The organism is Bradyrhizobium aeschynomenes (assembly GCF_013178945.1).
Lineage (GTDB): Bacteria > Pseudomonadota > Alphaproteobacteria > Rhizobiales > Xanthobacteraceae > Bradyrhizobium > Bradyrhizobium aeschynomenes.
Window position 1 is genome coordinate 820411 of record NZ_JABFDM010000003.1, and the last position, 20632, is coordinate 841042.

23 protein-coding genes are annotated in these 20632 nt (G+C 65.9%); 11 read left to right on the forward strand and 12 right to left on the reverse strand.

The genetic code is table 11. The features are described from left to right. Positions 1-13: 13 nt before the first annotated feature. The gene (locus HL666_RS12825) at positions 14-373 is read left to right on the forward strand and encodes a hypothetical protein (RefSeq protein WP_172114165.1); all 360 of its coding nucleotides are present in this window, start codon (positions 14-16) and stop codon (positions 371-373) included. A gap of 23 nt (positions 374-396) precedes the next feature. Here the strand turns inward: HL666_RS12825 and HL666_RS12830 are convergent, their stop codons facing one another. Continuing rightward, a complete protein-coding gene (locus tag HL666_RS12830; protein WP_172114166.1) occupies positions 397-1218 on the reverse strand; it encodes a quinoprotein dehydrogenase-associated SoxYZ-like carrier in 822 nt (273 codons plus the stop codon). A gap of 56 nt (positions 1219-1274) precedes the next feature. Further along, complete coding sequence (locus HL666_RS12835; protein ID WP_172133581.1) at positions 1275-2201, reverse strand: quinoprotein relay system zinc metallohydrolase 2; 927 nt, start codon at positions 2199-2201, stop codon at positions 1275-1277. 152 nt (positions 2202-2353) lie between these two features. On the opposite strand from HL666_RS12835, the gene HL666_RS12840 reads away from it, so the two are divergent. Together HL666_RS12840 and HL666_RS12845 are read left to right on the forward strand one after the other, a co-directional pair. Next, positions 2354-3223 (forward strand): substrate-binding domain-containing protein, encoded by an 870-nt coding sequence (locus HL666_RS12840; RefSeq protein WP_172133582.1) that lies wholly within the window; start codon positions 2354-2356, stop codon positions 3221-3223. A gap of 5 nt (positions 3224-3228) precedes the next feature. Next, positions 3229-3792, forward strand: a complete 564-nt coding sequence (locus HL666_RS12845; RefSeq protein ID WP_172133583.1) for a PQQ-dependent catabolism-associated CXXCW motif protein — start codon at positions 3229-3231, stop codon at positions 3790-3792. Between the two features lie 191 nt (positions 3793-3983). On the opposite strand, the gene HL666_RS12850 is transcribed toward HL666_RS12845, so the two are convergent. From HL666_RS12850 to pedA1, 5 genes are all read right to left on the reverse strand, one after another. Beyond that, a complete protein-coding gene (locus HL666_RS12850; protein ID WP_172114170.1) occupies positions 3984-4595 on the reverse strand; it encodes a hypothetical protein in 612 nt (203 codons plus the stop codon). Further along, complete coding sequence (gene pedC, locus HL666_RS12855) at positions 4592-5446, reverse strand: lanthanide ABC transporter permease protein PedC (RefSeq protein ID WP_172181729.1); 855 nt, start codon at positions 5444-5446, stop codon at positions 4592-4594. Before pedC ends, HL666_RS12850 begins: the two co-directional genes overlap by 4 nt. Beyond that, on the reverse strand, positions 5443-6270 hold the full coding sequence (gene pedB / locus HL666_RS12860) for a lanthanide ABC transporter ATP-binding protein PedB/LutE (protein ID WP_376698593.1): 828 nt from the start codon (positions 6268-6270) through the stop codon (positions 5443-5445). Before pedB ends, pedC begins: the two co-directional genes overlap by 4 nt. Next, a complete protein-coding gene (locus HL666_RS12865) occupies positions 6270-7286 on the reverse strand; it encodes a YVTN family beta-propeller repeat protein (RefSeq protein ID WP_446471656.1) in 1017 nt (338 codons plus the stop codon). Before HL666_RS12865 ends, pedB begins: the two co-directional genes overlap by 1 nt. 176 nt (positions 7287-7462) lie before the next feature. After that, on the reverse strand, positions 7463-8671 hold the full coding sequence (gene pedA1 / locus HL666_RS12870) for a lanthanide ABC transporter ABC transporter substrate-binding protein PedA1 (RefSeq protein ID WP_172114173.1): 1209 nt from the start codon (positions 8669-8671) through the stop codon (positions 7463-7465). A gap of 106 nt (positions 8672-8777) precedes the next feature. Here pedA1 and HL666_RS12875 point away from each other — a divergent pair, with 106 nt between their 5' ends. Next, on the forward strand, positions 8778-9293 hold the full coding sequence (locus HL666_RS12875) for a DUF3280 domain-containing protein (RefSeq protein WP_172114174.1): 516 nt from the start codon (positions 8778-8780) through the stop codon (positions 9291-9293). Between the two features lie 644 nt (positions 9294-9937). Here HL666_RS12875 and fghA read toward each other — a convergent pair. Together fghA and HL666_RS12885 are read right to left on the reverse strand one after the other, a co-directional pair. Then, complete coding sequence (gene fghA / locus HL666_RS12880; RefSeq protein WP_172114175.1) at positions 9938-10783, reverse strand: S-formylglutathione hydrolase; 846 nt, start codon at positions 10781-10783, stop codon at positions 9938-9940. Positions 10784-10869: 86 nt separating this feature from the next. Further along, positions 10870-11490 carry a response regulator transcription factor gene (locus HL666_RS12885; RefSeq protein ID WP_172114176.1) on the reverse strand — a complete coding sequence of 207 codons (621 nt, stop codon included), beginning with the start codon at positions 11488-11490 and terminating at the stop codon, positions 10870-10872. A gap of 153 nt (positions 11491-11643) precedes the next feature. On the opposite strand from HL666_RS12885, the gene HL666_RS12890 reads away from it, so the two are divergent. The 3 genes from HL666_RS12890 (at position 11644) to HL666_RS12900 (ending at position 13691) form a co-directional block, all read left to right on the forward strand. After that, a complete protein-coding gene (locus HL666_RS12890; protein ID WP_172114177.1) occupies positions 11644-12993 on the forward strand; it encodes a histidine kinase in 1350 nt (449 codons plus the stop codon). 320 nt (positions 12994-13313) lie between these two features. Beyond that, positions 13314-13502, forward strand: a complete 189-nt coding sequence (locus HL666_RS12895; RefSeq protein WP_172114178.1) for a DUF2934 domain-containing protein — start codon at positions 13314-13316, stop codon at positions 13500-13502. Positions 13503-13535: 33 nt separating this feature from the next. After that, entirely contained in the window at positions 13536-13691 is a 156-nt protein-coding gene (locus HL666_RS12900) for a hypothetical protein (RefSeq protein ID WP_172181730.1), read from the forward strand. 380 nt (positions 13692-14071) lie between these two features. Here the strand turns inward: HL666_RS12900 and HL666_RS12905 are convergent, their stop codons facing one another. After that, positions 14072-14242, reverse strand: coding sequence for a hypothetical protein (locus HL666_RS12905; protein ID WP_172114179.1), 171 nt, complete (start codon positions 14240-14242; stop codon positions 14072-14074). Positions 14243-14372: 130 nt separating this feature from the next. On the opposite strand from HL666_RS12905, the gene HL666_RS12910 reads away from it, so the two are divergent. Continuing rightward, entirely contained in the window at positions 14373-15233 is an 861-nt protein-coding gene (locus tag HL666_RS12910) for an SDR family oxidoreductase (RefSeq protein ID WP_172114180.1), read from the forward strand. A gap of 162 nt (positions 15234-15395) precedes the next feature. On the opposite strand, the gene HL666_RS12915 is transcribed toward HL666_RS12910, so the two are convergent. Together HL666_RS12915 and HL666_RS12920 are read right to left on the reverse strand one after the other, a co-directional pair. Beyond that, on the reverse strand, positions 15396-15638 hold the full coding sequence (locus tag HL666_RS12915) for a (2Fe-2S)-binding protein (RefSeq protein WP_172114181.1): 243 nt from the start codon (positions 15636-15638) through the stop codon (positions 15396-15398). A 105-nt stretch (positions 15639-15743) separates the two neighbouring features. Next, positions 15744-16577, reverse strand: coding sequence for a xanthine dehydrogenase (locus tag HL666_RS12920; RefSeq protein ID WP_172114182.1), 834 nt, complete (start codon positions 16575-16577; stop codon positions 15744-15746). 368 nt (positions 16578-16945) lie between these two features. On the opposite strand from HL666_RS12920, the gene HL666_RS12925 reads away from it, so the two are divergent. The 3 genes from HL666_RS12925 to HL666_RS12935 all read left to right on the forward strand — a co-directional run bounded on the left by HL666_RS12925 (position 16946) and on the right by HL666_RS12935 (position 20595). After that, complete coding sequence (locus HL666_RS12925; protein ID WP_172114183.1) at positions 16946-17797, forward strand: SDR family NAD(P)-dependent oxidoreductase; 852 nt, start codon at positions 16946-16948, stop codon at positions 17795-17797. 423 nt (positions 17798-18220) lie between these two features. Continuing rightward, positions 18221-19960: a nif-specific transcriptional activator NifA gene (nifA, locus tag HL666_RS12930; RefSeq protein WP_172114184.1), complete on the forward strand. Its 1740-nt coding sequence runs from the start codon at positions 18221-18223 to the stop codon at positions 19958-19960. 440 nt (positions 19961-20400) lie between these two features. After that, on the forward strand, positions 20401-20595 hold the full coding sequence (locus HL666_RS12935) for a 4Fe-4S dicluster domain-containing protein (RefSeq protein ID WP_006609648.1): 195 nt from the start codon (positions 20401-20403) through the stop codon (positions 20593-20595). The last annotated feature ends 37 nt before the right edge of the window (positions 20596-20632 follow it).

Consider the following 20632-nt stretch of genomic DNA (forward strand, 5'->3'; position numbering starts at 1 on the left):
GCGGAGGACTGTGATGCGTTGTGCTGTTTCGGTAGGACCGATTGTCGCCTTTTGTGTCGCCCTGATCGGCACGAGTGCTCCGTCTCGTGCCGAGGATCTCAACGACTATCCGACCTCGGCCCGGGCCGAATATGTGTTCGGCTGCATGAAGGCGAATGGCGAGTCCCGCCAGTCGATCGCGCAATGCTCCTGCTCGATCGACGTGATCGCCTCGATCATTCCCTACGAGCGCTATGTCACGGCCGAGACCGTCCTCAGCATGTCCCAGGTGCGCAGCAACCTCGGCACTCAGTTCCGCACCTCCGAGCAGGCCGCCAATGCGCTGAACGATCTCCGCCGGGCGCAGGCCGAAGCCGAAGTGAGATGCTTCTGATGCCGTTCGGCCTTGCCTCTCCATCAGGTGCCTGAACCCTCCGCCGGCCACTCGCGCTCGAACACATGGCCCTGCGTATCCCGGGCTTCTGCACGGAAGTGCTTGGCGCCGTTGGATACATAGGTGAAGCGGATGTTCGGGTCCTCCGAGATCGAAATGCCGCCCTCGACCGACAGCACGAGGCTGCCGTCCTGCGACAGCGTCAGCTGGTCGACGAAGAAGGCGGGGATGTAGAGCTGCGTCAACTGGTCCATCTGCAGTCCGGAATTGTTCGGATGGCCGACCATCACCTGAGCTTCACGCATGCCGCTGGTGGCGCCTTCGCCGGCTTGCGCGAACTGCCGGTAACGCATCTGGCCGATCCGCGCCTTGGCCTCGTCCGGATTCTTCGCGGCCGGCGCCGAGCAGCCGCCGGAGGCCTTCACGAACGTCTTCACGACGTAGAGCTGGCCGTCGGTCAGCTCGGCCACGGCATGTACATCCGTGTAGTTGTTTACGCGGACGCGGGTCGAGATCGCGGTCACGTTGGCATCGGGGCCGAGCGTGAACTTGGCCGCCATCGGCGCCGGATTCTGGTCGATCACCAGCGTGATGGTCCTGATGCGGCGCCCATCGGCCGGGGACAGCCTGCTGCGCAGGGTGACCGGAACCACCGAGGCATCCTCGGCGCGCGTCGGCATCTCGATCGACAGCACATTGGCGCCGTCCTGCATCGCCTTGTTGTTGAAGATGTCCTGGACCAGTCCCGGCCAGGGATCGTAGCCATCGGCGGCTTTCGCAGGTGCGAATGCAAATGCGAGGCATACCCCGAGAAGCAATGTGGACGGCAGGCGGAGCCGGATCATGGCGCAGTCCTCCAAGAGCGTTCTGGCAGGCTGACGATCATAGCGCGTCCCCGAGTTCATTCCCATTCCAATTCCGAGAATGCCGCCGTGGCGTTGCGCGCATTATAGTCGCCAAACAGCTCCCATTTGTCCCGTTCCGATCTGGCGGCTCCCGCCGCATCCGCAATCGGCTTGCCCGCCTTGATCAGCCCGCGAACGTCGCTGGCCAATGTGTCGAGGTAGCGGTGCTCATCGCTGAGCGCCAGTGGCCATTCACTGACGGGTCCATGACCCGGCACCACGCGCGCGGCGGGGATCGTCGCCAGCCCCGCAAGGTCCGCAATCCAGCCACGCAGGCTGCCATCCATGACGGGGATGTGGCGCAGGAATACGAGATCGCCGGCAAACAGGATCCGGCTCCGGTCATCATAGACGGTGAGGTCGCAGTCGCTATGTGCGGTGCTCCAGGCCTTCAGCGTGAGCGCGCGGCCGCCCAGGTCGAGCACCGTCTGGTCGTCGACGAGGATCGCAGGGGCGACGAGGCGCACCTCGTCGATCAACTCGGCGCCCATCAGCCGGCGGAACGCCTCGATATAATGCGGTCCGCGCACGGCGAGCGCGCGGGGCAGGTTCTTGGCGCCGACGAAGTTCGTTCCCTCGCCCTCGAAGGCGGCGTTCCCGAACACGTGATCCGGGTGAGCATGGGTGTTGATGACATAGCGGACCGGCTTGGTGGTGCGGGCGCGGATCGCCGCGAGCAGAGCGCGTCCTTCCCGGACGCTGCCGCCGGTGTCGATAACGGCGACCGCGTCGTTGCCGATGACGAAGCCGACATTGGCGATGGCGCCTTCGTTCTCGGCGTTCATGAGCGCCGTCTGGCCGATATGCACGAACACGCCGGGCGCGATCTCGCTGACCTCGAGTTGTGACGCCCCGGCATCGGCCGAGCTGCCGATCGCAACAGCGCCCCATGCGGCGATGGCGAGAATGAGTTGCTTCACCATTGGCTCGCCTTGCTCATGTGCGACGTCCCGCGGACGCTGCAGTGCAACACCGGGTCAACTCTTCGCGATGACAGCAGCTGTTGCGCCCGCGAGGCAGGCAGCCTAGCATTTTCGAAAATACCTCGATGCGCTCCATAGGGATGGAAATAAGAATGACGAAGCGTCGCACTGTCATCTGCTCGCTGGCCGTTGCCGCTGGGCTTAGTCTGCTCGGACCGGCCGCCTGTTACGCCCAGAGCAATGACGGCCTGGACCTGTCGATCGAGCTGGTCGATCCCAAAGTGCTGAGGGTCTGCGCCGACCCCCGCAACCTGCCGTTCTCCAACGAGAAGGGCGAGGGCTTCGAGAACAAGCTGGCCGACTTCCTGGCCGCCAAGCTGCAGAAGAAGGTCGACTATACGTTCTTTCCGCAGGCGACGGGCTTCGTGCGCATGACGCTCGGGTCGCATCGCTGCGACGTCATCATGGGCTTCCCGCAAGGGGATGATCTGGTGCAGAGCACGAGTCCCTACTACCGGACGGCCTACGCGATCGTGACGAAGCCGGGCTCCGAGCTTGCCGACGTGACGACACTGGAGGACGCCAAGCTCAAGGGCAAGCACATCGGCATCGTCGCGGGGACGCCGCCCGCGACCAACATGGCGCTCGCCGGGCTGATGCCGACGGCGAAGCCCTATCCCCTGATGATCGATACGCGCGTGGACTCCTCGGCCGAGGCGATGATCAACGACCTGAAGTCCGGCGAGATCGATGCGGGCGTGCTGTGGGGGCCGATGGCCGGCTACTATGCCAAGCAGGCGAGCCCGCAACTCCACGTGACGCCGCTCGTCAAGGAGACGTCGGGGCCGAAGCTGATCTACCGGATCGCCATGGGCGTGCGCGGCGCTGACCAGAACTGGCGCCGGCAGCTCAACAAGCTGATCCAGGAGAACCAAAGCGAGATCAACAAGATCCTGCTCGACTACGGCGTGCCGCTGCTGGATGAGAGCAATCATCTGATCACCGCGGAGGCTGCCAAGTAGGCACCATGCTCGTTCGGCTCACCGCAGCTGTCTTGGCCGGCGTGCTGCTGCTGATCGCAGCGGCCGCATGGGCTGATGAACTCGTGGCCGAGCCGGACAGCTATCGGACCGAGAACTACCGCGCGCCGGTGCCGACCACGCTGGCCGGCGCGCGTGTGCTGTCGACGCAGGACACCGAAACGATCTGGCGCGCCAGGTCCGCCGCCTTCATCGACGTGCTGCCGCGGCCGCCCAAGCCGAAGAACCTGCCGGCCGGAACGGTGTGGCGCGAGCAGCCGCGCCTCGACATTCCCGGCAGCATCTGGCTGCCTGACACCGGCTATGGCGTGCTGGCGGCGCCGACGGAGGACTACCTGAAGCGCGGCCTTGCACGCGCGTCCGACGGCGATTTGGGTCGTTTGCTCGTGTTCTACTGCCTCGAAGACTGCTGGATGTCGTGGAACGCCGCCAAGCGCGCGCTGACCTACGGCTACCGCAACGTCGCCTGGTACCCCGACGGCACTGATGGCTGGGCTCGCGCCGACCTGCCGCTGCAGCAGACGCAGCCAGAGCCGCGGACGGAGGAGTGAGTACGCAAGCTCGCACAGGCGAATGCCGCTGCTGACTATCTTGCTCGCCATGCCCGGGCTTGACCCGGGCGTCCACCTGTTACCGCGCGGGATGACGTGGATGGCCGGGACAAGCCCGGCCATGGCGGTGTGGGAGCGGCGGTGCAATCGCTCGACATTATCCTCTGGTCTGGCGAGCGGCATGCGGTCAGCTACTCCATGTCCTGCTGGATCTCGCGCGCGAGCGCGAACAGGCGCTGGTCGATCGCGGTCGGGACCTCGCAGACGAACTTCATCACGCGCCGGCGGTCCTCGAAGATGCGCGTCTCCCAGTTCAGCTGGTTGGTCATCTCCTCGATCTTCGCCTGATCCTGCGAGGCGCTGCTGTGCATTTCCTGGAGCGCGATGGTGTCGCCGCGCACCTTGTCGACGGCCTCGCGCTGCTTGCGCATCACGCGTTCGAGGCCATTCATGACCGAGGTCCGCTGGGCGTTGAGGGTGTCGAACAGGCCGGCGAACAGCAGCTTGCCCTTGCGGGTCTTCTCTTCGGCCGTGCCGGTGAGGAAATCGGCGACGTCCTTCTGCGCCTGCTCCAGCGGGATGCGGCGTGCGGCGAGCTTCGCGACGAGCTCGGCAATCTTGGCATCGTCCTTCCAGCTCGTGCCGACATCGTCGATCGGGGGGCCGGCCCAGACCGCTGCAATCGAGATCTCCGGCACCTTGGCCTGCGGGCAGGGCCAGTCGGGATAGCGCGGATCGGCCGCGTGCGCGGTGCCGGCCGATGCGATCAGGCCGATGGCCAGCAATATCGATCTCACCCTCATGCCTCGCCTCCGGGACCACGCCTGACAAACCCGCGCGACGGATCGTAGGCCAGGATCGCGCCGATCATGAACACGGCGGTGCAGCCGCCGACCACGGCCAGCGAGACCCAGTTCAGCTTGCCGTACAGCGCAAACCGAATGAGCTCGACCGCGTGGGTGAAGGGGTTGGTTTCGCAGAGATACGCAAGCCACGGGCTGCCTTCCTCGACGCGCCACAAGGGGTAGAGCGCCGACGAGGCGAAGAACATCGGGAAAATCACGAAGTTCATGACGCCGGCAAAGTTCTCCAGCTGCTTGATGCCGGAGGAGATCAGCATGCCCAGCGCGCCGAGCATCAAGCCGGACAGGATCAGGGCCGGCAGCACGGTGAGATAGCCCATTGGCGGCGGCGTGATGTCCCAGAACCAGGCGATGACCAGGAAGGCGTAGACCTGGAGCACGGAGACGGCGGTGCCGGCGAGGAGCTTGCAGAACAGCAGATAGCCGCGCGGCAGCGGGCTCACGAGGAGAGTGCGCATGTTGCCCATCTCGCGGTCGTAGACCATCGACAGCGACGACTGCATGCCGTTGAACAGCTGGATCATCGCCATCAGGCCGGGCGCGATATAGACCTCGTAGAGAATGTAGGTCTCGTAGGGCGGGATGATCGATATGCCGAGCACCTGACGGAAGCCGGCAGCGAAGATGAACAGCCACACCAGCGGCCGCACCAGCGCCGAGACGAAACGCTCGCGCTGATGCAGGAAGCGGAGCCCCTCGCGCCAGACGATGCCGATGAGGCAGGTGACGTATTCGCCCGCCGAGAAGCCGCTGCGTGCGGGCGCGGGTGAGTGGACGGTCGTGACGGTCATGACTCTGCGCTCCGCAGCGAAGAAGCGCTGGACTGGCTGGCCTGTGTCGTCAACCGTGCAAACGCGGCATTCACGTCGGAGGCGCCGGCCTCGGCGATCACCTGCGGCACGAGACCGCGCGCCAGCACGCGGCCCTGATGCAGCACCACGAGATCATCCGTCGCGGCGATCTCGTCGAACAGATGCGTCGCCCAGAGTACGCCGATGCCCTGCTCGGTGACGAGCTGGCGGACATGACCGACGATGTCGGCCCGGGCCTTGACGTCGAGCCCGACGGTGGCCTCGTCGAGCAGCAGCAGGCGCGGTCGGTGCAGCAGCGCGCGGGCGATCTCCAGGCGGCGCATCTGGCCGCCGGAGAGGTCGCGCACCTTGTTGCCGGCGCGGTCGGCGAGGCCGATGCGGGCCAGCAGCTCCTCGCTCCGGGTAAGGGCCTCGCGGCGCGCAATGCCGTGCAGCGCGGCGTGGTAAAGCAGGTTTTGCCGCAGCGACAAATCGAGATCGACCGTGCGCGGCTGGAACACGACGCCGAGCAGCCGCAGCGCCTCGCCCGGCGTGCGGCCGATGTCATGGCCGAAGATGTTGATCTGTCCGGACTGAACTGCGAACAGCCGCGTGATCAGCGAGAACAGCGTGCTCTTGCCGGCGCCGTTGAGGCCGAGCAGGGCGGTGAAGCTCGCAGGCCGCACGGCGAAGCTGACGTCGTTGAGCGCCTTGCGCGCGCCGTAGGAATGGCTGACACCGGCGACCGACAGCGCCGGGATCTGATCGGGCGCCGGCTGCGCCGTGGGGCTCGTCGCGTCGAGGGCGGGTGCGTTCTGCGTCATCATGGCTGTGCAATCGTGATGCCCCAGGGCAGCTCGCCGACCTGGATGGTCTTGATCACCTTCTGCGCGGCCACGTCGATCACCGAGACGTCGTTGGAGACGCCGTTGGTGACGAGCAGATATTTCTCGTCCGGCGTGAACTCCATGTGCCAGACGCGCTGTCCGACCAGCAGATATTTCTTCACCTCGTGGGTCGTTCCGTCGACGACGGCTACGCGGTTGGCGGGACCGAGCGCGACGAAGCCGGTCTTGCCGTCCTTGGTCAGGGCGATGCCGACCGGCTGGATCGCCTCGCTGCGCAGGCCGGGCACGGCGAACTTGATCTTGCCCGTCACCTCGCGCTTGGCCGGATCGATGATCGAGACGGTGCCGCCGATCTCGGCCGACACCCACAGCTCGGAGCCGTCGCTCTTGAACTCGGCGTAGCGCGGCCGCGCATCGACCAGCACATTCGCCACGATCTTTCGCGTCGCCGTGTCGATGAAATGCGCCATGTTGGTGGTCTCTGACGTGCAGATCAGGATCTTGCCGTCGGGGCTCAGCATCATGCCTTCCGGCTCGACGCCCACCTGGACGTCGCCGATGCGGATGCGCTTCTCGAGGTCGAGCACGGTGACGGTGTTGTCGTTCTCGTTGGCGACATAGAGCGTCTTGCCCTGGGCATCCTGCGCGAACAGCTCGGGATCGGGGCCGGAGGGCAGGGTGTCGACCACCTCCATCTTCTTGGCATCGATCACCTGGATGGTGTCGTCGTCGCCGACCGCCACCATCACGAACTTGCCGTCCCGGGTGAACGCAATCCCGCGTGGGCGCTGGCCGACCTTGATGGTCTTGGTCACGGTCCAGCTGTCGGTGTCGATGACGGAGACCGTGTTGCCTTTTTCGTTCGAGACGAAGGCGACGTAGGCGGAGGCGGGAGCGATGGCGGCAAGTGAGAGTGCGGCGGCGAGCAGGCCAGCTGCTACGTTGAAGCGTTGCGGGAAAGGCTTACGGGCCTTGCCAGCCAAGCTTGCCACTCGCTGATCTCTCCCTCGATCTGAAATTTGATGCGGAGACATCGCGTCACGGCCGGTGCGCCCCCTCTCCTCGTTCATCGCTCTCTCACGGATAGGCGTTTCCGACAAACCGCGTTTCTCATGGTGCATCTGATCGGTCGGACTAATCATCTTCATCAGCATGGTTCGATCCGACATCATTGCAGCTTGCACTTGGTTTCGGGGCGGTCGACACCGAGCGTGTCGAGCTCGGAGACCTGGTGCAGGAAACCCTCCTGCGGGGAGACCGAGACGATCATGCGGCCGTCGGCGAGCAGGATCGGCTGGCGGAGTTGCAGGTTCCAGTCGCGCAAAGAGAGCCGCGTGCCCTTGAAGGCGGCGATGGTGAAGTTCGGGCCCTTGAGATAGTCGCTCATCGCTTTGGTGTCGCCGGAGTTGGTGCGGGAGGCCGCTTCGCCGACCATGCGCACGGCCATCCAGGCCTGCATGTCCAAAGCGTCCATCCGGCGTGAGGCCAGCTTCATGAAGCGGTTCTGCAACTGCGTGGCGCCCCATTGGTCCTGCGCCGGGTCCCAGCTCGCCGGCCGCAGGCCTGCGGAGCCCGCGACAGGGCGCGCATCCCAGGTGCGATAGGGCAAATAGTTGGCGAACACCTCGCTCTCGTCGGCCGCGACCAGCACATCGTAGGCAGGCGCCTTCTGCGTGAACACCGGCATCTGCCGCTGGATCAAGGTCACGCCGGAGTCGGTGCGGCGCGCCCCGCCGGTGTCCTCGAACGTGCGCTCCTCCACGATCTTGGCACCGAAGCGCGTCGCGGCGCGGCGCAGCGCATCGGCGAACAGCTTGTCCTTGTCGTGAGAGCCGGTGACGAGCAGCCAGCGCTTCCACTGCTTCCACACCAGATATTGCGCGAGGCCGTCGGCGAGCATCGAGCGCGTCGGCGCGACGTGGATGACATTGGCGCGGCAGTCCTGCTCGCGCAGCCGGTCGTCGGTGGCGCCGACGTTGAGAAGCGTGATGCCACGGCCGCGCAGGCTGTCGGCGACCTTCAGCAACGCATCCGCCGGCAGATCCGCCAGGATGAAGCCCGTCTTTGCGGCGAGCTCGTTGGCAGCTTGCGCCGCGTCCTCGTCGTCCTTCACCCGACGGTCGACCAAGGTGAAACGCTGGTTGAGGAACTTGCCGGTGGTGTTGTTGTCCTCGATCGCGAGCTTCGCGCCGGCCACGCCGTCATCGGCCGCCGGCTGGTCGAGCGGCGACAAGGTCTGCGGCACGCCCGCGCGGCCGAGATAGCCGATCGCAATGTCGATCGGCTCCGCGGCGCGACTTGCGGTTGCGACGGCCACGAGGCCGACCGCGCCGATCAGGGATCGGGCCAGAACTCCAAGGACCACATGTCCTCCCATTGTTCCCTCGGCGTTTTTCGGCGAGGTTTCGTCTTGCAAGATGAACGAATTGGCCTAGCTTTCAACCCCATCTTTGGCCGCTGCCGCGTCATTTCGGATCACGACCTTGAAAGCTGCTGTTCTCCTCGCGTTTCTCATCCTGACGTCGGCGACATCTGCACGCGCCGAGGCGCCCAAGGTGGCGGTGTTCGATTTCGAGCTGATCGACACCAGCCTGCAGGGCGAGGTGCAGGGCCCGCGCCAGGACGAACAGGCCCGGCTGACGCATGCCGCCGAGCAGTTGCGGTCGGCGCTGCAGGAGTCCGGCAGATTTCGCGTGCTCGACATCGCGCCTGTTAACGATGCGGCGCACCACAGCAATCTGCAGGCCTGCGGCGGCTGCGACGTCAAGCTGGCGGGCGACATCGGCGCCGATCTCGCCATCACCGGGACCGTGCAGAAGGTCTCCAATCTCATCCTCAACATGAACATCTATCTGCGCGACGCCCGCACCGGAAAGCCGGTGGCGGCGATGACGGCCGACATGCGCGGCAACACCGACGAGTCCTGGACGCGCACGATGGCCTGGCTGATCCGCAACCGCCTGCTGGCTCCGAACTACGGCGCCCCGCAGGCGCAGTAGCTGTCGAGGCATGAGGGTTCACTCTCGCGGCCGCTGAGGCCCGAGCTTTGCGTGTCGACGGCCTCCCGGAAACAGAGAGGCGCAGGGAAGGCCGGGAGCCTGCCGCCCCCATGGCCCGCCTGCAGAAGAAAATGCAGGCGGCAGTACCACAGGTTCGGCTGGGACATCCCGGCCCTCCCTGCGCGATGGTTTTCACGGTTGCTTCGCGTTCTCCCCGGTGCGCCGGGCTGTCTGGTCACCGTGCGCGACGACACGCTTCTCGCGCGCCGCCGCGGGGGCATCGGCGTCGGGATGCCAGGACCACGCGACTTGGCCGTACGCCGTGGCACGTTCGTCCACATGCTCTCTGGGCATGCTATGCCCAGCGCACGCTGCGCGCCGCCGGCGTCCACCGCATCCCACCTCCACGTTCGTGACGACCGCGATACGCCCTCTCGACGAGGCAGAATGCGCTACTCAATCATGAATTCTGGAAAAGAGAAACGAGATTCTTTTTGGCGCCGGGACTGGACAGGGGTGATCGTCTTGTGCCGCCAGCGGAAATCGCCCCGCGCGCGCACGCGATGATCGGACCGTGGCGACGGCGACATCGCCGCCGCACGGGCGTCATCGCGCCCGTCGAGCAAATCAGGCTGCGGCCGACCTCAGCGTCCCAGACGCGCGGCGTGCCAACGCAGGTGGTCGGCCATGTAGGTCGAGATGAAGTAGTAGCTGTGATCGTAGCCCTCCTGCTTGCGCAGCAGCAGCGGGATGCTGGCCTTCTCGCAGGCGGCCTTGAGCAGCTCCGGCCGCAGCTGTTGCGTCAGGAACTGGTCGGCGGTTCCGACATCGACCAGCATGTCGGAGACGCGGGCGCCGTCCTCGATCAGCGCCACCGCATCGTGCTTGCGCCAGGCCGCCCTGTCGGAACCGAGATAGCCGCCCAATGCCTTCTCGCCCCACGGCACCTGCGACGGCGCCACGATCGGCGAGAACGCGCTTGCTGCGCGATAGCGGTCCGGGTTGCGCAGCGCCACCGTGAGCGCGCCATGGCCGCCCATCGAATGGCCCATCACCGACTGCCGGCGCGGGTCGACCGGGAAGTTCGCCGCCACCACGCTCGGCAGCTCCTCGGTGACATAGCTCCACATCCGGTAGTTCTTCGCGAACGGCGCCTCGGTCGCATCGACATAGAAGCCGGCACCTAGGCCGAAATCATAGGCATTGTTGGGATCGCCGGGCACGCCGTCGCCGCGCGGTGAGGTGTCGGGCGCGACGAAGACGAGGCCGAGCTCGGCGCAGGCGGCGCGGAACTCGCCCTTCTCGGTGACATTGGCGTGGGTACAGGTGAGGCCCGACAGATACCAGACGACCGGCAGTTTGGCGCCGTCGGCATGCGGCGGCACGAACACCGAGAACGTCATCTCGGTCTTGGTCTCCTGGCTGGCGTGGCGATAGACGCCCTGGACACCGCCATGGGACTTGTTCTGCGAGACGGTCGTGAGCGTCATGGGATCACCTGTGCGGCAATGATGTGGGGGCGGTCGGCGCGCGTGTCGCCAACGTGTTTTACGCTGCGTCGTTCGGTCAACGCCAATCAGGCCACGCCGTTCTCGATCGCCAGACGCACCAGCTCGCCGGACGTTCGCACGCCGAGCTTCTGACGGATGATCGAGGAGGTGTTGGCGACGGTCTTGTAGGACGAGTGGATCAGCCAGGCAATCTCGGACAGGCTCTTGCCGGCGCTGAGCAGCCGGAGGATCTCGAGCTCGCGCGACGTCAGTTTCGCCAGCGGGCTCTGGGCCACCGCGGAGCCCGCGAAGGCGATGCTGCGGGCGATCGCCGGCGGCAGGTAGCTGCCGCCGCGCGCGACCTCGCGGATCGCCTCGGCGAGATCGTTTGGATCGCCGCTCTTCGACACATAGCCCTTGGCGCCGATGTCGATGGCGCGCGCCGCGAACACCGGGTCGTCGTTCATGCTGAACATGATCAGCCGGGCATTGGCATCACGGCCGAGGATGCGGCGCGCCAGCTCGAAGCCGGATACGGTCGGCAGGTTGATGTCGACGACGCAGACGTCCGGCCGGCGCGCGATGAAGCTCGCTTCACCGCTCTCGGCATCCGCCGCCTCGAGCAGCTCCAGCTCAGGGTCGGTCGAAAGCAGGGCCCGGCAGCCGGATGCCACAATGGGATGGTCATCGACGATCAGAACGCGCATGCCTTGGGGTCCCGGACTTCCATCTCGCGTCATTATTGCAATGCATCATGGATGCGAGCAGCGCGATGTTGCATCATGTTGCAATTAGATCGCTGGCGGATTTGTCTGTCAATGTAAGTGCGCGTGAAACACGGTGGCTTTGAGGCGGAGATAATGTGGCAGAATTGGTCATTGCGCAGGCGCATCAACGTGCTGCTCGCGCTGGTGCTGACGCTGGGTCTCGCGGTCAACATCGGCCGGCTGGTGCTCGAGGCGGCGCCGCGCGTGCTGGCCGAGGATCAGAGCGTGATCCGCCTCGCGCGTGCCTTCGTCGAGACCATCATGGACGAGGTCAATGATGCGCCGGACCCGGACTCCCGCCTGAACCGCATCGTCAGCGATCTCGGGCAGCTGCGGCATGTCAGCGTCGTCAGGCAGGCCATGCCGGCTCAGCGCGAGCGGTCGTCCAGCGCCGGGGACCGGGCGGCGCCGGGGTGGTTCATCGCGCTCGTGCATCCGGACAAGACGTCGGTCAGCATGCCCGTGGTGGTGGCGGGCAAGCCCGATACGCTGGTGATCACGTCGCATCCCGATGACGAGATCGCCGAGATCTGGGACGGCATCGTCACCCAGCTCATCGTCGGCTCGGCGATTGCGATGGCGATCTTCGGGATCACCATGCTCGTCGTCGGCCGCGCGCTGGCGCCGCTGGCAGATTTGTCCGAGGCGATGAGCCGGATCGAGGCCGGCGCCTATGACGCCCGCGTCAAGCCGGGCGGCGCGCCCGAGCTTGCCGCGCTCTGCGCCAAGCTCAATCATCTCGCCGGCGCGCTCGGCGAGGCCGTGGAGGAGAAGCGCCGTCTGGCCGAGCGCACCGTGTCGCTGCAGGACATCGAGCGCAAGGAGATCGCGCGCGAGCTGCACGACGAGTTCGGGCCGCATCTGTTCGCGCTGCGCGCGCATGCCAGCGCCCTGATGCGGCTGCCGGAGGCGAAGACGATCGACGTCGCCGCGATGCGCCGGCACGGCCAGGCCATCCTCGACCAGGTCAATGCCGTGCAGCAGTTCAACCGCCGCATCCTGGAGCGGCTGCGTCCCGTCGGCCTCGCCGAGCTCGGCCTGCGCGAGGCGCTCGGCGCCCTGGTGCGGCTGTGGCGGGAGTCGCGGCCCGAGGTGGCGATCGCGACGACGTTCGCTGACGACCTCGTGCGCAGCAACGAGACCTCGGAGCTGACGATCTATCGCGTCGTGCAGGAGGCGCTGACCAACGTGTTCCGCCATGCCGAGGCGACTGCGGTCGACGTCACCATCGAGCCGCTGCAGCAGACCATGGCCGGGCACCGCCGCAGCTACACGCGGGTGTGCGTGCGCGATGACGGACACGGGCTCCAGCCCGAGCACAAGCTCGGATTCGGGTTGACCGGCATGCGCGAACGGCTGCTGGCGCTCGGCGGCACGCTGACGGTCGCCTCGAGCGGCACGGGTGTCACGATCGAGGCCATGGTGCCGGCGGATGCGGCGTGAGCCGCAGTCCGGGGCACGCGCCGGTAGCTTGCGGTGATCAGATGCCCAGAACCTTGCCTGTGCCGGGCGGCGCAACCTTGCTGGCGGCGCTGCCGTTCCACGATGCCCTCGATCCGCTGCTTCATGCCGGGCAATCTGAGCTGAGCGCGACCCATCGATGCCGTCCTGACGCGCGATGCGGCTGCGGCACATGGTCCTGCGCGCACCGGCGCTGGAACTTCGTCTCCGCTCCCTGATTGCTACCAAGTCATGCAGTCGATGAGACCTGCGCGGCTTCCCGCCCATTGCGGCAGGGGGCGTCCAGCCTGGCGAGGATCACCATGGAAGAGACCGACGATGCACATCTGCAGCAGCGCATCCGCGAGCGCGCGCATGCTCTGTGGGAGCAGTCCGGCCGGCCGGAGGGTCGTGAGGATGAGTTCTGGTATCAGGCCGAACGCGACGTTCGCGACATCGAGCAGTTGCACGACGAGGCGACCGCTCCTCCGCCAACGATGCTGCCGACCTGAACGCCACGCCGCCACCAACCGAAGGAAGACCCGATGAGCAAGGAAACACCGAAGGACGATCCGCGCCAGGAGAGCGACTGGGGCTCGATGAAGCAGACCGACAAGCCCTGGGCCGAGAAGCCGGAGAAGGAGCAACGCTCCGAGGCGGCGAAGGACTTGGAGAAGTGGGGCGAGAGCAATACGCATTGAGGTGAGGTTCGGGGTTGGGCGGCGAGAAGGGCGGGGGCCTTCATCGCGACTTCCCGTGTGGCTGCCCCTCACCCCAACCCTCTCCCCGTAAGAACGGGGAGAGGGGGCGCACTGCGCGTGCGGCGAGAGCTCGCGCTGCATCTGCCAAAACAAAGGCTGACTATCAATCGTTGGATGTTCGCCGCGTGCTCAAGACTGCCCCCGACCACGGGTAAGTGTCGAAATGCATAGCGTGCCCGTTGTGAGTTCTCGTCGTCGCCTCATCGGCGCTGCGCTCCCTCTCCCCGTTCTTCACGGGGAGAGGGTCGGGGTGAGGGGCAGCGGTACGGGTGGTGAGAGTGGTAGACCTCGATCGCTTCACTCACCTCGCATCAACACCGTCACGCGGTATGCCCGGGATCGACATCATCCGGCGTCTTCTTCTCACGTTGCGGCGTCATCTTCGCCGGGTCCTTTGCGCCGGGTACGCCGCGCGGGCCGAGCTGATTGCGCTGGATGTCGTCCTCGGAGCGGTCGGGCTCGCGCCCGTTGATGGGGAGGTCGTTTGCCATGACGTGATCCTTCCGACTGTTCGCTCGAGGCAATGCGCGGGCTGGTGCTCACGTTCCCCCGCGGGCCGCGCTGCAGGAACAGCCGTCCGATCCTGCGATTGAAGCCGCAGCAACCGTCAGGAGAACAGTCATGTCCGACCATCATCCCGCGCCGCCGTTCCCGCCGCAGCAGCAAGCCATGCCGGGCACGACGGCGGCCATGCAGCCGAGGCCCGACCACGGTGAGACCAGTTACAGGGGCTCCGGCAGGCTGGCCGGCAAGAAGGCCGTGATCACCGGCGGCGACAGCGGCATCGGCCGCGCGGTCGCCATCGCCTATGCACGCGAGGGAGCCGACGTGCTGATCGCCTATCTCGCGGAGCATGAGGACGCTCGGGAGGTGCAGCAGCTGATCGAAAAGGAAGGACGCAAGGCGGTGCTGATGCCGGGCGACATCCAGGACGCATCCCACTGCAAGGCGATCATCCAGCGCGCTGTCGACGAGCTCGGCGGCATCGACATCCTCGTCAACAACGCCGCGCACCAGGCCACCTTCAGCGACATCGGCGACATCTCTGATGACGAATGGGAGACGACGTTCCGCACCAACATTCACGCCATGTTCTATCTCACGAAAGCGGCGGTGCCGCACATGAAGCCGGGCAGCGCGATCGTCAACACCGCCTCCGTCAATTCCGACATGCCAAATCCGAGCCTGCTCGCCTACGCCACCACAAAAGGCGCGATCCAGAATTTCACCGGCGGCCTTGCCCAGATGCTGGCCGAGAAGGGCATCCGCGCCAATGCCGTGGCGCCCGGGCCGATCTGGACGCCGCTGATCCCCTCGACCATGCCGGAGGAGAAGGTGACGAGCTTCGGCCAGCAGGTCCCGATGAAGCGGGCCGGCCAGCCGGCGGAGCTCGCGACGGCCTATGTGATGCTGGCGGACCCGCTGTCGAGCTACACGTCGGGAACGACGGTCGCGGTCACCGGCGGCAAGCCGTTCATCTGAGGCGTCGACGGTGCGGTTCGGCCGCGACCGGCCTCCTGGTTGAGACGGCGCTGCGGCCTCCTCACCGGGGAGGACCGAAACCAGCGCTGCTCCGGCAATTGGTGTCGGATTGTCCGACATCCGACAGCGCGCGATGCGACACGCGCGCGCGTTGTTGTCGCCTCACGCCACCGACATCAGCTCGCACGGCGCGGGCTCGGCGTGCACCGGCCAGACCCTCGCGGTGGCGGTTTCGCCCTGCCGTTCGTCGAGAATCCGCTTCACCGAGCGCGAGCAGAGGCCGCATTGGACCGAGCAGCCCAGGCAATCATACACTTGCGCCGGCGAGCCGAAGATGGTGTCGGCCGTCGTGACGACGTCACGAATGGCGGTGTCGCTGATGACGTTGCAGGAACAAATGATCATGGCTGTTGCTCGCTCCTGCCAACGATAAGCAACGGCGATGCCAAGCCGGTTGCGAAGGCCGAGGCCGTCCGGGCGGGCTCGTCAGAATCGTTCAAAGCGGCGGTATCAGTGCGGGCTGGCGGCGCTTGCACGGACCCCACCGGCCGCGTGCTTGCGGATCGCGGCGATGGCCGCCTGCGCCAGCGCCTGTCCCTGCGTGTCGATGCCGGTCCATTGCGCGTGCCGGCCGCGCCGATCGATCTCGGCCAGCGCAACACCGGCTGTCACATCGCTGCCGTCGCGGACGATGCCGCGTAGGATGCCGTCATAGGGCGCGGTGACCGCGATGCCGCAGAGATGACCGATGACGAAGCCCTTGTAGATCCGGGTGCCGATCTCGACCGGCGTGTGCCAGCGGCCCTCGTGAGGCGAGTGCACCAGCCGCTCGGCGCCGATGCCGCCGAGTTCGCCGACGTCATCCTTGGCCAGTGTCCAGCCGTCGCGAACGACCTGCGCGAGCCGGTCTGGCCGGGTCTCGATCGCCACGTCGCAATTGACCGACGGTGAGAAGCCCGGGCCGATGCCGATCGAGAAGCGCGTCATGCCGCGCAGATTCGGCGTCACCTTCCGCGTCTGCATCCGCGCATCGATCAGCACGTCGATGCCGCGCACCGGCAGCAGATCGAGCAGGCCGAGCCAGGTGACCAGGACGTGCTGCGGGCCGGCCAGCGCCTTGAACACGTCCATCGTGCTCTCGACGCGCGCGCCGATCACATTCTCGACGCGGGCGACGTCGCCGAACAGCGCGTCGTGGAACGCCATCTTGCGCCGGAGCACGGGCGGGTTCGGGTCATGCGACAGCACCACGCAGTAGCCTTCGCGGTGCAGATGGACGCCGATCGCCGAAGCAATTTCGTTCGTGCCAAGGACCACGGCGAAGCGCACTGCATTCGTCCCCATGTCCCGGTCCATACGGTGTTGCGTCTCGTGGCTGTCCATTGGTCAGACTGGAAAGCCCGCTTCCATTTCGAACGTGCGGTCCGTCGAGCAAGACTTGGACCATCACCCACCATCTCGAAAAGGACTGCGGATTGAGAGGCTTGTCCGAGGCACGGGGGAAAGCCGACGCTGGCAGTGTCCCGAAGCCGCCAATCTGTCGCGAACGCGACAGGAATGAACGGCTTTGCCCGCGGTTTTCGCTGGCCCGGAATCTGCACAACTGCCGCATGGCAATACCGCGGACCGATCCGCGGCTGCCGCGCCCCGCTCGGTGGCCAGGAGGTCGGCAGCCGGATGGCATCGCGGCGTGATGATCAGGACAGCATGAGGTGAGCCTCGATCTCGACCAGGATGTTCGCGAATCGGCCGCAGATGATGTGGCGGCAAGCGTTGCGTCATGTCCGTTCCATCGGGACGTCGTGGCCGCTGAACGTCCTCAGCGCAGCGAGCAGAAGACGCTGGTGCTGACCGGCGGCTCGCGCGGCATTGGTCACGCGACGGCCCGGCTGTTCTCCGATGCCGGCTGGCGCATCATCACCTGCTCGCGCCAGCCGTTCGACGGTGTCCGCTGCCCCTGGGACGCCGGGCCGGACAATCACGTCCAGTTCGACCTCAGCGATCGCAAGGCCATCCCGCGCGCCATTGCCGACATCAAGGAGAGGCTCGACGGCGCGCCGCTGCACGCGCTCATCAACAATGCCGCAATCTCGCCGAAGGCCGAGGATGGCGGCCGGCTCGACTCGCTTTCGACCTCGGTCGAGACCTGGATGACCGTCTTCCACGTCAACTTCCTCGGTCCGATCCTGCTGGCCCGTGGCCTGTTCGAGGAACTGAAGCGCGGGCAGGGGGCGGTGGTCAACGTGACGTCGATCGTCGGCACGCGTGTCCATCCGTTTGCGGGCACAGCCTATGCGACCTCCAAGGCGGCGCTCGCCTGCCTGACCCGCGAGATGGCGCACGACTTCGCGCCGCACGGCATTCGCGTCAACGCCATCGCGCCGGGCGAGATCAAGACCGAGATGGTGTCGCCTGAGACGGAGGCGCGATTCTCGCCGCTGATTCCGATGCGCCGGATCGGCGCGCCGGAGGAGGTGGCGAAGGTGCTTTTCTTCCTGTGCTCGGATGCTGCCAGCTACGTGACCGGCGAGGAGATCCAGATCAATGGAGGTCAGCACCTGTAGGTTGATCGACGCATGGTGCGGACGACACGGTGATGTGAAGAGTAGAGGCCGCGGTCTGGCAGCCGGGAGCCGCGAGTGCCACGGCGGGCGTGGAAAGTTGGTGTTCAGGTCTGCTCTTTTCAGGCCAATCGCGCGCGGCGTCTAGGTCGGCAAATATCAGGCGTCGGGAAGACAACGCGAATTCGTGACGCGCGCGGTTTTCCGCCTCGCCGGGTCATGCGATGCACTCGCGATGCGGGGTGTAAACTAATTTGTTAACATCATGAAAGGTTGCAGCTTTTTTGCTCCATTCGTTGCACACTACTTCTGCGGCAATGCAGCAAAGTTAGGCACGACAATCATCTGCAGTTAGGGGAGGATGTTAGAACACCTACAATCACGGGCGGTCGCAATGAAGCGTCCGTGACGATCAGAGAAGCGACCATGGTCCAAACGGAAACACGTCAGGTCGAAGCTCAGGACGTCAGGTCCAACGCCGCCCCGATCCCGCTGAGCGAGATCGCCCTGACGGGAATTTTCGAAATATCGAAAATTCTGGCCGCGCCGACGCGGCTGGAAATCACTCTCGCCAACGTCGTCAACCTTCTGCAATCCTTCATGCAGATGCGCCACGGCGTGGTGTCGCTGCTCGCCGATGACGGCATCCCGGATCTTGCCGTCGGGGCCGGGTGGAGCGAGGGCAGCGACCAGCGCTATCGCGAGCGCCTGCCGCAGAAGGCGATCGACCAGATCGTCGCAACAGCGGTGCCGCTGATCGCGGAGAACGTCGCCGATCATCCCGCCTTCAGCGCCGCCGACGCGGCCACGCTCGGGGCCGGAGCCGACACCCGCGTGTCGTTTCTCGGCGTTCCCATTCGCATCGACCAGCGCGTCGTCGGCACCTTGACGATCGATCGCGTCTGGGATGGCCGCGCCGTATTCCGGCTCGACTCCGACGTTCGTTTCCTGACGATGGTTGCCAACCTGATTGGCCAGACCATCAAGCTGCATCGGGTCGTCGCACGCGACCGCGAGCGGCTGATGGCGGAGAGCCACCGGCTGCAGAAGGAGCTGCTCGAGCTGAAGCCGGCGCCAGCTAAGGGCAAGAAGGTGCTGGTCGACGGCATCGTCGGCGACAGCCCGGCGCTGCGCGCGCTGCTCGAGAAGATCAACGTCGTCGCCAAGTCGAACGCGCCGGTGCTGCTGCGCGGCGAATCCGGCACCGGCAAGGAGCTGGTGGCCAAGGCGATTCACGAATTGTCGAACCGCGCCAAGCGCCCCTTCATCAAGATCAACTGCGCGGCGTTGCCGGAGACGGTGCTGGAATCGGAGCTGTTCGGGCACGAGAAGGGCGCCTTCACCGGTGCGATCAATTCGCGCAAGGGCCGCTTCGAGCTCGCCGACAAGGGCACCTTGTTTCTGGACGAGATCGGCGAGATCTCGCCGGCGTTCCAGGCCAAGCTGTTGCGGGTGCTGCAGGAGCAGGAGTTCGAGCGCGTCGGCGGCAACCAGACCATCAAGGTCGACGTGCGCATCGTCACCGCGACCAACCGCAACCTGGAAGAGGCGGTGTCGCGCAACGAGTTCCGCGCCGATCTCTACTACCGGATCAGCGTCGTGCCGATCAAGCTGCCGCCGCTGCGCGAGCGCCGCAGCGACATTCCGCAGCTGGCGCGCGAGTTCCTGCGCCGCTTCAATTGCGAGAACGAGCGCGATCTCACCTTCGACGTCAGCGCCATCGAGGTGCTGATGCATTGCGGCTTCCCCGGCAATGTACGCGAACTGGAGAACTGCGTGCAGCGGACCGCCACCATGGCGTCGGGCTCGGCAATCGGGATGGACGATTTCGCCTGCAGCCGCAACGAGTGCATGTCGGCGATCCTGTGGAAGGGCAACACGGTGACCCCGCCGCCGCCCCGCGGCCAGCCGATGGTGCCGTTGCCGATCCTGCCGCGCACCTCCGCGCCGATCGAACCGCCGGCCGACCTGCCTGCGGCTGAGGCCGACGACGGTGAGTACTCCGAGGCCATGGACGGCGGCGCCGTGCCCGAGCGCGACCGCATCGTTCAGGCGATGGAGCGCTCCGGCTGGGTCCAGGCCAAGGCCGCTCGCCTGCTGGGTTTGACGCCACGCCAGATCGGCTACGCGCTGAAGAAGTATAACATTGAGGTCAAGCGGTTCTGAGCGGATGTGCTCGGTGGTGATGGAGGGCGCGCGGTGGCGCGCCCTTTTGTTTGGATCCTCCGGCGGAGCTCCAATCTCGCCGTCATTCCGGGGCGGCGCGCGAAGCACGGCGAGCCCGGAATCCATTCTTCCGCGCGCTATGCCGCGCAATGGATTCCGGGCTCGTGCTGCGCACGCCCCGGAATGACGGAGGAGAGAAGTGCGATGATCTCGAACATCGCGTCATAGGAGAGGCGGCTCGCGTTGTCATCGGACCGTGCTGCAAGACGTCCCGCCGCCCTGTCGCACTTGCGACATGCTGTCGGGAGAACGACAGCTGCCGCGACGTGTGACATTTAGAATCCTCCTTAGAAATCAACCAAATGAGCTCTGGCACGGCGCTTGAAAGATCATGCCCGAATGACATCGCCCGATGTCGCTAGATGCGCGGGGAGCGGCACATGACCTACAAGATCATCGCCTCACAATGCACGGTCTGCGGAGCCTGTGAGTTCGAATGTCCGAATGCGGCCATTCGGCTGAAGAACGACATGTACATCATCGATCCGAAGAAGTGCACGGAGTGCGAAGGCCACTTCGACGCACCGCAATGTGCCGCCGTCTGTCCGGTGCCGGACACCTGCGTGCCCGCCTGACGCGGGCGCCTCGTCGACAGCTTGGAAGCGGAGTGAG